This is a genomic window from Caballeronia sp. KNU42 (assembly GCF_053760385.1).
On the sequence record NZ_CM132388.1, the window covers coordinates 453145 to 466715 of the forward strand.

A 13571-nucleotide genomic window follows, 5' to 3' on the forward strand; every position below is an offset into this window, starting at 1 on the left:
TACACGGCAGTCGAGGCCCGCATCGTCATTCAGGGTTTGATGTTCGATAGATCTCGATTCACCGCATCAAGATCAAAGGCGTCGGGGTCAAAACTGCCGCCGCACCATTCGAGCATCTGTTCATGATCTTCATGCGATTGATCGTTGATCGCTTCGAGGAAGCCGATATACCCTGGAGGACCCCCTACGTCTTCCGGGGGACATGCATTGCCGCCAGCCAGGCACATTGGCAAACGCAATCCAGGATTAGGCGCCAAGATCTTTTCGATCTTCACCTTATGTTCCCAGTTATCGCCAAAGTCGTAGAGGTAGGTAAACGATTTTGACGCACCCAGTGCTTGGGTCAACGGGACTCTCACTTCGTTCAGCATCGGCGGATCGGTCGGGAAATCGGGGTCCGGTTGGCCGTAACAGGTACCATCAAACTCGAATTCATGCAGGTGCTCGTCCTCCCAACCCATGGACCACTGGAATACTCGGTGCAGTTTCACAAGCGTGATTGATCCGGGTACCAAAACCTGCCGCCAGATCGTCGGCTTGAGATAGAGCAGTTCGACACGCAACTGATAAACCGGGGAGGGTGATTTGACCGCGCCCGTGGCCGGCTTACGTGATTGAGCCATCTCGATGGTCCCTTTTTCGGCCTGCTTCGCTGCCCGCTTACCAGCGCGAGCCGCCAAGCAAGTAATCCGTCAAGACGATTGATGGGAGGAACGCCACTTCGCTCCAACACTGGCGGCCGTGTAGGCACTTGACTGGACGCCGTTTGGGCGTGCCGTTCCGAACATGGGCTAGTCTATCACCGGACCTTTGACCATCAAGCGGTTGATGTCGCGACCCATAGTAGGTCCATCCGCACGACTAATCGTCGAGTCGCGCAGGCAGACCTTCCAGTCCACCGGCGCGAGCAAACCCCAAACCTTACTTCAAAGCCCCACCCTGGAACCAGGCAGCGATCTTCGACCGCTCCTTATCAGTCATCTGCGTGACATTGCCCAACGGCATCGCCTTCAACACCACAGCCTGCTGATAAAGCCGCTGTGCGTTCAGCGAAATCGACTCGGGCGTATCCAGCAAAACGCCGGCCGGCGCCGCCCCCATCATCGTCGGATGAGCGGCGTGACAAGTCGCACAGCGCTGCTGCAGGATGGGTTCGATATCGGCCACGCGAATCGCAGGCGCGCCAGCCACCGGCGCAACGGTCGGCACACCTTTCGGCATGGTCCACGCAAACGCGCCAAACATCAGCACGACACCAATCACCGGCAAATACCACAGCACCTGGCCACGATGGCGCATCACGAAGAATTGCCGGATCAGCGCGCCCGCCAGCATGATGATCAGCAACACAGCCCAGTTATACGGATGCGTATAAGTCATCGCGTAGTGGTTCGATAACATCACGAACACCACCGGCAACGTGAAATACGTGTTGTGCACCGAACGTTGTTTGCCGCGCTTGCCATAAATGGCATTGGGCACCTCGCCCTTGAGCATGGCTGCAACCATTTTCCGCTGGCCTGGAATGATCACAAAAAATACGTTCGCCGACATGATTGTGGCCAACGTCGCCCCTGTAATCAAATACGCGGCACGCCCGGCGAACACATGGCAAGCCAGCCACGCTGCGATGACCACATAAGCGCCCACGCAGATCCCGAGCAAGCCATCGCGATTGCCCAAAAACCGGCACAGCGAGTCGTACACAATCCATCCGGCCAGCAAGAACCCCAGCGCCGATGAAACCGCCACTACGGGTCCCATATCAAGCACGTTCTTATCGATGAGATAGGTGCTCGGCGAGAACAGATACAACACCATGAACAGGCCAAAACCCGACATCCATGTGGTGTACGAAGGCCACTTCGACCAGTGCAGGTCGTCGGGCATGTTTGCCGGCGCCACCGTGTACTTCTGCATGTTGTAAAAGCCGCCGCCATGCACATGCCACAACTCGCCAAACACACCGCGCTTGGTCGCAGCGGGGTCTTTCGCCGGCTTCAGGCTGTTGTCGAGCGCGACGAAGTAAAACGACTCGCCAATCCAGGCAATCGCCACCACCACATGCAGCCAGCGCAAAGCAAGATTCAGCCAGTCAACAATAAAGCCTTCCATGAAACGTCTCCACCACGAATTCTGTTATCGAACCATCGGCCGACGCCGGATTAAAAAGCGTCGGCCAAGCTGATTCAAACTAAATGAACACCAGAAAAAAACCTCAGCTACCGCGATACGTGCTGTACGCCCAGGGAGAGACCAGCAGCGGCACGTGATAGTGCGAGGTGGCATCGGCAATACCAAAACGCAGTACGACTCGATCCACAAAACGCGGCTCAGGTAGATCAACGCCACTAGCCGCGAAATAAGCCCCCGCGTGAAATACGAGTTCGTATTCGCCGGCGACGAACCCGTCGTCCTGTAGCAACGGCGCGTCGCAACGGCCATCCGAGTTGGTGTGCGTGGTGAGGAGTGCGCGCCGGGCGTCGCCGGTCAGCACGAAAAGTTCGACCTTGATACCGGAGCCGGGGCGGCCGTGGGCGGTATCGAGTACGTGGGTTGTGAGCTTGCCCATTCGCGTTGTCCTTGTAGTGTGCGAGGAGCGGCTGCGCATCGAACCGTCTGAGTTCTCGTCATGTTTCTTTCGACAATCAGCGGCGGATCGAGGCTCCACAAGCGTGGCTACATACCCGTCGGCGTGAGAGGATGCGCGCCGTGTACAGCATTGTAAAAAGTTGCGGTGATCATAACGCCCGCGATAGGCAAGATAATCGCCAGCACATATCGGTCGCTCGCATATTGCGCTGCCGTAAAGAAAACGTCAGCGTTCCAACCGTTTTCACCGCTTCCCGGCGATGCTACGCGAGCCAAAATTCACGATCATATCGAGTCCGTGAAGACAACTATGGCAGCGTCAGCATTGTCAGGGGCTTTTTGGCTACGGACAGTAGCGTCTTGCACAGCGGCCACGGCGGCCATATACGGCGAGGCTCGCTGGGCATCCCGAAGACGGCGATCGACGCTGGGTAACCGGGTAACAGGCGCGGATTCAAGCGGTGCTTTTATGCTTTTGCGCCCTCGGTAAAACAGTGAAATAGCGGAGATCGGCATGCAACAGAAACCCCGGACATTGCTGGTGAAGAACGCGCACGTGCTCGTCACCATGGACGAGACTCGGCGCGAGATTCCCAACGGCGGCTTGTTCATCGAGGACAACCGGATTACGCAGGTCGGCGCGACTAGCGACTTGCCGCAGGAAGCGGACGAGGTGCTGGACCTGTCAGGCCACCTGGTGATTCCCGGCCTGGTCAACACGCATCACCACATGTACCAAAGCCTCACGCGGGCTGTGCCGGCGGCGCAGAACGCGGAGTTGTTCGGCTGGCTGACCAGTCTGTACAAGATCTGGGCGAACCTGACGCCCGAGATGATCGAGGTATCGACGCTGACCGCCATGGCCGAATTGCTGCTCTCGGGCTGCACGACGTCGAGCGATCATCTCTACATTTATCCGAACGGTGCGCGTCTGGACGACAGCATTGCGTCGGCGCAACAGATCGGCATGCGCTTTCATGCGGCGCGCGGCAGCATGAGCGTCGGGCAGAAGGACGGCGGCTTGCCGCCCGATTCAGTGGTCGAGAAAGAAGACGCGATCCTCAAGGACACGCAGCGCCTGATCGAAACGTATAACGATGAAGGCCGTTACGCGATGCTGCGCGTGGTCGTCGCTCCTTGCTCGCCGTTCTCGGTCAGCCGCGAGCTGATGCGCGATTCGGCGCTGCTGGCGCGGGAATACGGGGTGTCGATGCATACGCATCTCGCCGAGAACGTGAACGACGTCACGTACAGCCGCGAGAAGTTCGGGATGTCGCCGGCCGAGTACGCGGAAGATTTGGGCTGGGTCGGACCGGATGTCTGGCACGCGCATTGTGTGCAGCTGGACCGTGCGGGTATCGAGTTATTTGGGCGTACGGGCACGGGTGTCGCGCATTGTCCGTGTTCGAACATGCGGCTGGCGTCGGGCATTGCACCCATCCGGGCGATGCGAGACGCGGGCGTATCGGTCGGAATCGGTGTGGACGGATCGGCATCGAACGATGGCGCTCAGATGGTCGCCGAAGTGCGGCAAGCGTTGTTATTGCAGCGCGTGGGTTTCGGTCCCGATGCCATGAGCGCACGCGAAGCGCTTGAAATCGCGACGCTGGGCGGCGCGAAGGTGCTGGGCCGGGATGATATCGGTGCGTTGGCGCCCGGCATGGCAGCCGATTTCGTTTCCTTCGATCTGAGCCAGCACGGTTTTGCGGGCGCGTTGCACGATCCCGTTGCTGCGCTGGTGTTTTGCGCGCCGTCGCAGGTATCGACGAGTGTTATCGACGGAAAGGTAGTGGTGCGCCATGGCCAGTTGACGACGGTCGATCTTGGACCGATCGTCGAGCGTCACAACCGGCTGGCGGGTCAGCTAACCTCGATGGCCAACTAGATTAAGGCGCTTCGATCAGCGAGCGGGTGGCATCGGCGACGAGGTGGCGCAGCCACCGCACTTCGTCGGAATAATGGCAGCGCTCGTGCCACAGTTGGTAGTACTGCATCGGCGGGAAATCGAGCGGTGCGGGCACCACGGTCAGCGGCAAGAACTTGGCGTAGTGATCGGCGAAGAGGCGCGTGGTGGTGAACACGAGGTCCGACTTGATCAGCACGTAAGGCGCAAGATTGAAGTAGGGCAGCGTAACAACCACATGGCGCTTGAGGCGCTCGCGTGCCAGATGCACATCGATCGCGCCGCGCTGGCCGACGGAATACGGCGTAGGCGCGAGGTGCGGCGCGTTCAGATATTGGTCGAGCGTAAGCGCACCGCGGCGGGCAAACGGATGATTCGAACTGACGAGACAAACGATCTTGTCGACGAAAAGATTCGAGAGATGCAGTTGTTCAGGCGGCTCGGGCCAGTTGCCCACCACGATATCGAGCTTGCCGTCCTCCAGCGCGAGTTCGTAGTCGAAAGCGGGACCCAGCGAATGAAATTCGAGCGTGGCGTTGGGCGCGGCTATCCGAAAGCGCTCCACCACGGTCGGCACGAACAGCACGTTCAGATAATCCGGGCAGCCAATGCGATAACACCGCACGGAAGTCGAGGGTTCGAAGTTGTGCTGCTGAACCTTGATGCGTTCGATTTCGCGCAGCGCGTTTTGCGTGGGTTCGAGCAGGCGCAGGCCGTACTCGGTCGGCACCATGCCGGCTTTGCCGCGCACGAGCAGCGGATCGCCGGTGATATCGCGCAGACGCCGCAGCGCCGCGCTGATGGCGGGTTGTGACTGATTGAGCTTGACGGCCGCGCGCGTGACGCTGCGCTCCATCAAGAGGGTGTGAAGGACGCGTAACAGGTAAGTGTCGATCGCTTCGCGTTGCTGACTCATCTTCTCTCCAATATACGGTCAGGCTGATCGACCAGGGTGCAGAACATATCGTTTTTAATATGACACATTGTTTCCGTCAAGCTGGGCATACCCGCAAGCACACTCGTTGCAAGCTGCGCAACACCGTGCTGTTGCTAATTGCGCGCACTATTTTGAGCAATCGACGGCCCGCACCGTTTTGGGTATCTTTTACTCGCAGACTGGTTGTTTCCGTTGCCCACATGCCGGTCATCCCGGTTTTGCGCAATTTCCGCACTTTCTGAGTCCATATGGGCGACGCCATTTCCTCATCCATTCAGCCGGGCGGTGCGCTTACATCGCGCCTCGCGCTACACGGCATCAGCAAGCAATATCCCGCCGTCAAGGCCAATGACGACGTGACGCTTATCGTCGAACCGGGTGAAATCCACGCCGTGCTCGGCGAGAACGGCGCGGGCAAGTCCACGCTGATGAAGATCATCTACGGCGCGGTGCGTCCGGACGAAGGCGAGATTCGCTGGGAGGGCGAAACGGTCGAGATCAGCAGTCCGGCGGCGGCAAGGAAGCTGGGCATCGGCATGGTGTTCCAGCACTTCTCGCTGTTCGAGACGCTGACGGTGGGCGAAAACATCGCGCTTGCTCTCGACGAAAAGTTCGACCTCAAGACGCTCGGCAAGCGGATTCGCGAGGTATCGGCGGAATACGGGCTCGATGTCGATCCGCAACGCCACGTGCACAGTCTCGCGGTGGGCGAACGCCAGCGCGTGGAGATCGTGCGGTGCCTGCTGCAAAACCCGCGGCTGCTGATCATGGACGAACCCACGTCCGTGCTCACACCGCAAGCGGTTAAAAAGCTCTTTACGGTGCTGAGGAGACTGGCATCGGAGGGATGCAGCATTCTCTATATCAGCCACAAGCTCGATGAAATCCAGGCGCTGTGCCAGACCGCGACCGTCATGCGCGGCGGCCGCGTGACCGGACACGTCGATCCGCGCAAGGAAAGCCACGCATCGCTCGCACAACTGATGGTCGGGCATTCGCTGCCCGATTACACACGCCGCGAACATACGCCAGGTGATGTGAAGCTCGCGGTGAAGAACTTGTCGGTGGCAAGCGCCGATCCGTTTGGTACATCGCTTCAGGACGTTTCGTTCTCGGTGCATGCAGGGGAAATTTTCGGCATCGCGGGGGTATCGGGGAACGGGCAGGCGGAGTTACTGGCTGCGCTATCTGGCGAGATCCGCGATAAACACGTTGCGCCCGATGCCATCACCATCGTCGGCCAGCCGGCCGCGCGCTACAGCGCTGGTGGAAGGCGCACGCTCGGCTTCGCCTTCGTGCCCGAGGAACGCCTCGGGCGCGGAGCAGTGCCGGCCATGTCGCTGGCGGAAAATGCGCTGCTGACCGGGCATCGCGAACGCATGGTGCGTGGCGGCTGGATCAGCACGAAAACCATGCGCGCGTTTGCCGATCGCTGCATCAGCGCATTCGATGTCCGCTGCGGCGGCAACGGCGCGCTCGCGCAAAGCTTGTCGGGCGGGAACTTGCAGAAGTTCATCGTGGGACGCGAGATCTTGCAGGAGCCGAAGGTGCTCGTCGTTGCGCAACCGACCTGGGGCGTCGATGTCGGCGCAGCGGGTTTCATCCGGCAACAACTGCTGGATCTGGCCGCGCGCGGCGTGGCGATCCTCGTGATATCGGAGGAGCTGGAAGAACTCTTCGATATCTGCGACCGCATCGCCGTTCTCGCTCGCGGCAAGCTTTCTCCGGTCCGTGAAACCGGTCTGACTAACGCAGAAGAAATCGGCCTCTTCATGGCCGGTCTCTTCGATGGCAATCGCGCGGACTCCGTCGCCCTCGACACCACGGCCCCCACACAATGAATTTTCCTTATCGACTCGAAGCGCGTCCGACGCCGTCCCGTGCCATGCAGCTTGCCGTGCCGCTGGTCGCGGCGGTGCTGACGCTGATCATCGGCTTCCTGATTTTTACGCTGGTCGGCCAAGATCCGCTGCGTGCGATGCATGGCTTTTTCATCGAACCGTTGTCGAACGTGAACGGCTGGTCCGAGCTCGTGCTGAAGGCCTCGCCGCTATGCCTGATCGCGCTGGGGTTGGCGGTGGGGTATCGGGCGAACGTGTGGAACATCGGCGCTGAAGGGCAGATGCTGCTGGGCGGGATCGTGGCGGGCGGCATAGCGATTCATGTCGGCGACGCCACCGGCTGGTGGATCCTGCCGTTAATGATGATTGGCGGCGTAATAGGCGGCATGGCATGGGCTGCGATTCCCGCGTTGCTCAAGAGCCGTTTCAACACGAACGAAATCCTGACGAGCCTGATGCTCACCTACGTTGCAACGCAGTTGCTGATCTATCTGGTGAGCGGTCCATGGCGTGACCCTGAGGGCATGAACTTCCCGATCTCGGCGATGTTCGGCGATTCGGCGCTATACCCCCGCCTCTACGGCGATTGGGGTTGGGGGTGGCTGAAGGGCACGCGGATCAATGCATCCGTGTTTCTCACCGTGATCGCGATTCCGCTTGTCTGGTTGTTCATGCGCAAGAGCTTCGCGGGGTATCGGATGAACGTGGGTGGCCTGGCGCCGCTGGCAGCCCGCTACGCCGGTTTCTCCGATAAAAAGGCCATCTGGACCTCCTTGCTTCTGAGCGGCGGCCTGGCCGGGCTGGCTGGCATGGGCGAGGTGGCCGGGCCGATCGGACAATTGCAGGCGAGCTGGTCACCCGGGTATGGCTTTACGGCGATCATCGTGGTGTTCGTCGGGCGCTTGCATCCGGTTGGCATCGTGCTCGCGAGCTTGTTGATGGCGTTGCTGTATCTGGGCGGCGAAGCGGTACAGACGTCGCTGCAATTGCCGCAGGCGCTCGCCGGCGTGTTCCAGGGGCTGCTGCTGTTTTGCCTTCTGGGCGCGGACCTGTTCGTCAACTATCGCGTGCGGCGCCGGGTCGCGACGCATGCGCATTCGTAATCAAAGCGGACTAGAAACCTATGGATATCAATCAGGCCAGTTCGCTTTCCTCGAGCGCCGTTGTCGCCGCCATTCCGTTGATGTTCGCCGGTGCGGGGGAGCTCGTCGCGGAGAAATCGGGGGTGTTGAACCTTGGCGTGGAAGGCATGATGCTGATGGGCGCCGTGACCGGTTACGCCGTCACCGCGATCACCGGAAATCCGTGGCTCGGCATTCTGGGCGCGATTGTCGCCGGCGTGCTGATGTCGCTTGTGTTCGCGTTCCTGACCATCACCATGCTTGCGAACCAGGTCGCCACGGGGTTGTCGCTGACTATTTTTGGCATCGGGTTTTCGGCGTATATCGGCAAGCCTTATACGTCGGCGGCGGTGCGTGCGACCATCGACGTGCTTCCCATTCCCGGTCTTACCTCCATTCCCGTGATCGGCCCGGCGTTTTTCACGCTGACGCCGCTCGGTTATCTCGCGTTCATCATGTTCGGCGTGATCAGCTGGTTTTTGTATCGAACTCGCGCGGGGCTGGTGTTGCGCTCGGTGGGCGAATCGCCTTCGGTCGCGCATTCCGTGGGTTTTCCGGTGGTCGGCGTGCGCTACGGCGCGACGCTTTTCGGCGGCGGGATGGCGGGCATTGCGGGCGGTTATTACTCGATCGTCTATCTGCATTTGTGGCAGGAACAGTTGACGTCGGGGCGCGGCTGGATCGCGCTGGCGCTGGTCGTGTTCGCGACGTGGCGGCCGGGGCGGCTGCTGATCGGCGCGCTGCTGTTCGGCGCGGTGATGGCGTTGCAGTTTTACGCGCAGGCCATTGGCGTGCCGATCCCGACGCAGTTCCTGGCGATGCTGCCGTACATCGCGACGATCGTCGTGCTGGTAATCATTTCGCGCAATCCGAACACGATCAAGCTGAACGCGCCTGCGTCGCTCGGCAAGCCGTTTTTTGCGGCGAGCTGATGGTTGGGGCGGGGTGCTCGCTGTGTGGCTTCTTAGCGCGTGGCTGATGCGAATTCCATGTGCTACTCGTCAGGCGTCACTCTTAGGACGCGCGAGCTCTTGCCAGCCTTGGTCATCAATACGATGCACGTTCGTGGCGCATGCTGACGCGCTCGAAAGGCTGACTGAGGTTCCGAACTACGGGCCGGATTTTGGCCAAAAACATTGCCACACGATTTTTACAAACATCATCGAACCATCGACAGGAGAAACACGATGAAGAAAAGCTGGCTGAACACTTTGGGCGCGGCCGGAGCCGTGGGCACGATGCTCGCGCTATCCGCCGCGATGGTTGCCGGACCCGCGCGGGCCGCTGATGCGCCGGGCGTCGCGTTCGTCTACCTCGGCAACCCCGGCGATGCAGGCTGGACCTTTGCCCACGATGCCGGCACGAAAGACGTGGAGGCCAAGTACGGCAGCAAGATCAAGATCACGCGGGTGGAAGACGTGCCCGAATCTGCGGATTCGGAGCGTGTCTTCCGCGATCTGGCTGCGAAAGGCAACAAGGTGATCGTGGGGACCAGTTTCGGTTACCAGGATTTCGAGTTGAAGGTGGCGCGTGACTTTCCGGACATCACGTTCCTGACCGCGACGGGTTACAAGAAGGCGAAAAACTTCGGCGTCTACGATAACCGCATGTACCAGGGCGCGTATCTTGCCGGTGTCGCGGCGGGGTACGTGACGAAAACGAACACGTTGGGGTTTGTTGCATCGGTGCCGATTCCTGAGGTGATCCGCAACATCAACGCGTACACGTTGGGCGCGCGGTCAGTGAATCCGAAGATCCATACGAAGGTGATCTGGATCAATAGCTGGTTCGATCCGGGCAAGGAAAAGCAGGCGGCGGAAACGCTGATCGGTCAGGGTGCGGATGTGTTGTTGCAGAACACCGATTCGAATGCGACGCTGGCGACGGCGGCTGAGAAGAAGGTGTATGCATTCGGATGGGATTCGAACATGCAGAAGTTTGGTCCGAGCGCGCATTTGGGTTCGGTGGTGCAGCATTGGGAGGTGTATTACAACTCGATGATCCAGCAGCTTCTGGATGGCAAGGTCAAGACGGATCCGGTCTGGCTGGGAATGCCGCAAAAGGCGGTGAACCTTGAGGACATCAACACGGCGGTCGTGCCGGCGAAGGCGGTGCAGGCAGTAGAAGCCAAGCGTGAGCAACTGCAGAGCGGCAAGTGGGATGTGTTCATGGGTCCGGTGAAGGACCAGTCGGGTGCGGTCAAGATTGCGGCTGGCCAGAACCTGACGGATCCGGAATTGCAACGGATCAACTGGTACGTGGAAGGCGTTGACGGGTCGTTACCGAAATAAATTAACGACGGCGCAATATGCGATGCCGCTGGAAGCAGTAAGCGGCTTCGCAAAACTTACCTGATGTTTGTCATCGTTTCCGTCATAAGAAAGGCCGCGCTTAGGATAGCGCGGCCTTTATTGTCTGCGTCGTGATTAATCTTAATCGTCGATTCGCAGGCCAACTTTAAGCGTGACTTGCCAGTGAGCGACTTTGCCGTCCTCGACTTGCCCGCGGGTGCCGATGACTTCGAACCAGTGGAGGTTGCGCAGTGTTTTTGAGGCTTTTTCGAGTGCGACGCGGATTGCGTCGTCGCTAGACTGGCTGGACGAGCCGGTGAGTTCGATTTGTTTGTAGACGTGATTGGTCATTGTGTTCTCCTTTGATGGCAGCCTGTTGACATAGCACGTTGGAGTGTTGTCCGTAGGACTGAGCAAATCATGCGCCAAGGGAAAACCGTTCGCACTCAGTTCTTTCACGGGGGCGGGAGACCAGATGCGGACTAACCAGCGCGCGGTTGTTCGCGGATAGCGCGGGGTGCACCTGTGGCAGGTTCAGTCACTGGTGGCGAAGCGTGTGGCTATCGGTGTTCGGAGAAGGAGGGTTTCAAACATCCGTGGCTCTGGCGAGCACCGTACTTTTGGGGTGCCAAAAACGTGGAAACTGCACGCTGGGTCAACTTACGAGCCCGCGTTTTGAAAGCGCTTTCTTTGCTTCGTTTCTTTGTCGCTTTGTGTTTAGACCGGGGACATAGCTGACAGGTGTGCGGGGACATGGTTGACACTTTCGGGCAGTCCAACTGCCTTGAGTGCCCCATGCCGTGGAACCCGCGAGACACCATGAAACTGCGCCAAGAGTTCGTCGAACTTGCCTTACATCAGAGCGTGCCGTTTGCCGAGCTCTGCCGGCGGTTTGGTATTAGCCGCCAGAGCGGCTACAAGTGGCTCAACCGATTCAAAGAACAAGGGCGGGCGGGTCTGGCCGATCAGTCGCGTCGGCCGTTGAGTCAGCCGTCGATTACCTCGCCCGTGATTGAGCAGCACGTGCTTGGGGTGCGTGCGCAAAACCCCGCCTGGGGCGCACGCAAGATCGGTCGATATCTGAGTGATCATGCCCAGGTGTCGCCGCCAGCGCCCAGTACGATTACGTCGATCCTGAATCGGCACGGCAAAATCACGCCTCAGGCATCGGCTGCTGCCACCGCCTGGCAGCGCTTTGAGCGCGAACAACCCAACGAGTTGTGGCAGATGGATTTCAAAGGACACTTTCCCACCGTGGGCGAGGGCCGCTGTCATCCGCTGACTGTGATTGACGACCATTCGCGCTTTAACGTGGCCCTGCAAGCCTGTGCTTTCCAGAATACGGCCACCGTGCAAGCCCACCTGCAACGCGCTTTCGCCACCTACGGACTGCCGCGTCAGATCAACACCGACAACGGTGCGCCGTGGGGAGCGTCCAAGCAACTCGGACAGTTGACGGAGCTGGCCATCTGGCTCATTCGATTGGGCATCCACGTGAGCTACAGCCGTCCCTACCACCCGCAGACCAATGGCAAGAATGAGCGATTTCACCGCTCACTGAAGGCTGAAGTGCTCGCCGGGAGGAGCTTTGTGACACACCGGGAGGTGCAGGCGGAGTTTGAGCGCTGGCGCGCGCTTTATAACAACCAACGACCGCACGAAGGCATCGGCATGAGCACGCCCGTCACGCGCTATCGAGCCAGTGACAGGGCTTTCCCCCAGAGCCTGCCCGAGCCGGAATACGGCCCCGACGACGAGATCGTGCGAGTCGGATGGCACGGCCGATTTACATTCCGGAGTCACCAACTCAAAGTGTCGCGCTCACTGGAGTTGACCGACGTGGCGGCGCGTCCGAATGCGGAAAAAGACGGTTTGATCGATTTTTATTTCTATCACCATCGCGTCATGGAACTTGACCTGAACCAGCCCGTTATTTCATTATGAAATGTGTCAGCTATGTCCTCGCACATGTGTCAACCATGTCCCCGGTCTAAACAGCTTTGGACAAAGAAATGACGCGCCGCCACGCGCAGTGGCTAATAGTGATAAAGAAATTAGCTCACTCATGCAGTCCGCTAAGGCCGAAAGCAGCAACCCGGCATTGACTCAGACCGCGCTAACCCCCAAACCGCCGGCCACCCAAAACCCCGTCCACCGGTGCGAACATCTACCGTAAGGGCCTTGAAGCCGCATCCCCCGCATCCTGCCGCCGCGCGCCGCGCCTGGACCTGGCACTTGCCGAAGCCCCAAACTCGTTCAAAATCTGCGTCCGAGCCCGGCTTGCAAACACAAGAACCCCAAACCCGTTGGCTTCATACCAGTAACCGCCATTCTCAAGCCCGTCGAGCGGTTGCTCCAGCGCGTTCGTAATGCATTCGATGCACCGGCGATGCAACTCCTCCACCGCCGGATACGGTGGTTGCGCGCCACGAACGCTGCAGAGAAGCACATCAAGCCCCGGCAGCACGTGCGCATACAACACCGGTTCATCTTGCGCGCGAGCCCGTGCAATCTTGGTATCCAACTGACCAAACGGCTTGAAATGCCGAAGCACGGCGAGAAAAGACTCGTCGCCCTCGACCTTGGCGCGTCTACGCTTTTTCGGGAAGGACATAAAAATTCGCCTGAAAAAGAATTGCAAAAAACGCAGCGTCCTCATGCGGCCACTCCCGTCTGGCGGGCCGCTCGTTTGTCTGGACACGTCGATCTTTTATAGCACATCGAAGTGGTGGATTCACGGCGATTCAGTTTAGGACACCGCACGCCGGTCATGCTCGGACCGACCTGATGGTGGCGCACGAATCATGCCGATAATCCTGCTGCGGCTCGCATGTTTCTGTCTCAATAATAGACCTACGAAACCTCGCTGCGATGAAAAATCGCCAG

The 13571-nt window shown here is 59.5% G+C and carries 12 protein-coding genes; 6 read left to right on the forward strand and 6 right to left on the reverse strand.

Going from position 1 to position 13571, the window contains the following annotated elements:
• Positions 1-29: 29 nt before the first annotated feature.
• The 3 genes from ACSOSP_RS01940 to uraH form a co-directional block, all read right to left on the reverse strand.
• A complete protein-coding gene (locus tag ACSOSP_RS01940; RefSeq protein WP_455309266.1) occupies positions 30-680 on the reverse strand; it encodes a plasmid pRiA4b ORF-3 family protein in 651 nt (216 codons plus the stop codon).
• Between the two features lie 241 nt (positions 681-921).
• Positions 922-2115: a urate hydroxylase PuuD gene (locus ACSOSP_RS01945; protein WP_455309267.1), complete on the reverse strand. Its 1194-nt coding sequence runs from the start codon at positions 2113-2115 to the stop codon at positions 922-924.
• 103 nt (positions 2116-2218) lie between these two features.
• Complete coding sequence (gene uraH, locus ACSOSP_RS01950) at positions 2219-2572, reverse strand: hydroxyisourate hydrolase (RefSeq protein ID WP_455309268.1); 354 nt, start codon at positions 2570-2572, stop codon at positions 2219-2221.
• Positions 2573-3106: 534 nt separating this feature from the next.
• Here uraH and ACSOSP_RS01955 point away from each other — a divergent pair.
• A complete protein-coding gene (locus ACSOSP_RS01955; RefSeq protein ID WP_455309269.1) occupies positions 3107-4477 on the forward strand; it encodes an 8-oxoguanine deaminase in 1371 nt (456 codons plus the stop codon).
• A 1-nt stretch (position 4478) separates the two neighbouring features.
• On the opposite strand, the gene ACSOSP_RS01960 is transcribed toward ACSOSP_RS01955, so the two are convergent.
• A complete protein-coding gene (locus ACSOSP_RS01960; protein WP_031364099.1) occupies positions 4479-5411 on the reverse strand; it encodes a LysR substrate-binding domain-containing protein in 933 nt (310 codons plus the stop codon).
• 269 nt (positions 5412-5680) lie between these two features.
• On the opposite strand from ACSOSP_RS01960, the gene ACSOSP_RS01965 reads away from it, so the two are divergent.
• The 4 genes from ACSOSP_RS01965 to ACSOSP_RS01980 all read left to right on the forward strand — a co-directional run bounded on the left by ACSOSP_RS01965 (position 5681) and on the right by ACSOSP_RS01980 (position 10685).
• Positions 5681-7273 (forward strand): ABC transporter ATP-binding protein, encoded by a 1593-nt coding sequence (locus tag ACSOSP_RS01965; protein WP_455309270.1) that lies wholly within the window; start codon positions 5681-5683, stop codon positions 7271-7273.
• On the forward strand, positions 7270-8376 hold the full coding sequence (locus ACSOSP_RS01970) for an ABC transporter permease (RefSeq protein ID WP_455309271.1): 1107 nt from the start codon (positions 7270-7272) through the stop codon (positions 8374-8376). Before ACSOSP_RS01965 ends, ACSOSP_RS01970 begins: the two co-directional genes overlap by 4 nt.
• Positions 8377-8396: 20 nt before the next feature.
• Entirely contained in the window at positions 8397-9326 is a 930-nt protein-coding gene (locus tag ACSOSP_RS01975) for an ABC transporter permease (RefSeq protein ID WP_455309272.1), read from the forward strand.
• A 255-nt stretch (positions 9327-9581) separates the two neighbouring features.
• Positions 9582-10685, forward strand: a complete 1104-nt coding sequence (locus ACSOSP_RS01980; protein ID WP_455309273.1) for a BMP family ABC transporter substrate-binding protein — start codon at positions 9582-9584, stop codon at positions 10683-10685.
• 141 nt (positions 10686-10826) lie between these two features.
• Here the strand turns inward: ACSOSP_RS01980 and ACSOSP_RS01985 are convergent, their stop codons facing one another.
• On the reverse strand, positions 10827-11036 hold the full coding sequence (locus tag ACSOSP_RS01985) for a dodecin (protein WP_455309274.1): 210 nt from the start codon (positions 11034-11036) through the stop codon (positions 10827-10829).
• 444 nt (positions 11037-11480) lie between these two features.
• Between ACSOSP_RS01985 and ACSOSP_RS01990 the strand changes: the two genes are divergently transcribed.
• Positions 11481-12629: an IS481 family transposase gene (locus ACSOSP_RS01990; protein ID WP_455309275.1), complete on the forward strand. Its 1149-nt coding sequence runs from the start codon at positions 11481-11483 to the stop codon at positions 12627-12629.
• Positions 12630-12852: 223 nt separating this feature from the next.
• On the opposite strand, the gene ACSOSP_RS01995 is transcribed toward ACSOSP_RS01990, so the two are convergent.
• Positions 12853-13344 (reverse strand): hypothetical protein, encoded by a 492-nt coding sequence (locus ACSOSP_RS01995; RefSeq protein ID WP_455309276.1) that lies wholly within the window; start codon positions 13342-13344, stop codon positions 12853-12855.
• Between the last annotated feature and the right edge of the window lie 227 nt (positions 13345-13571).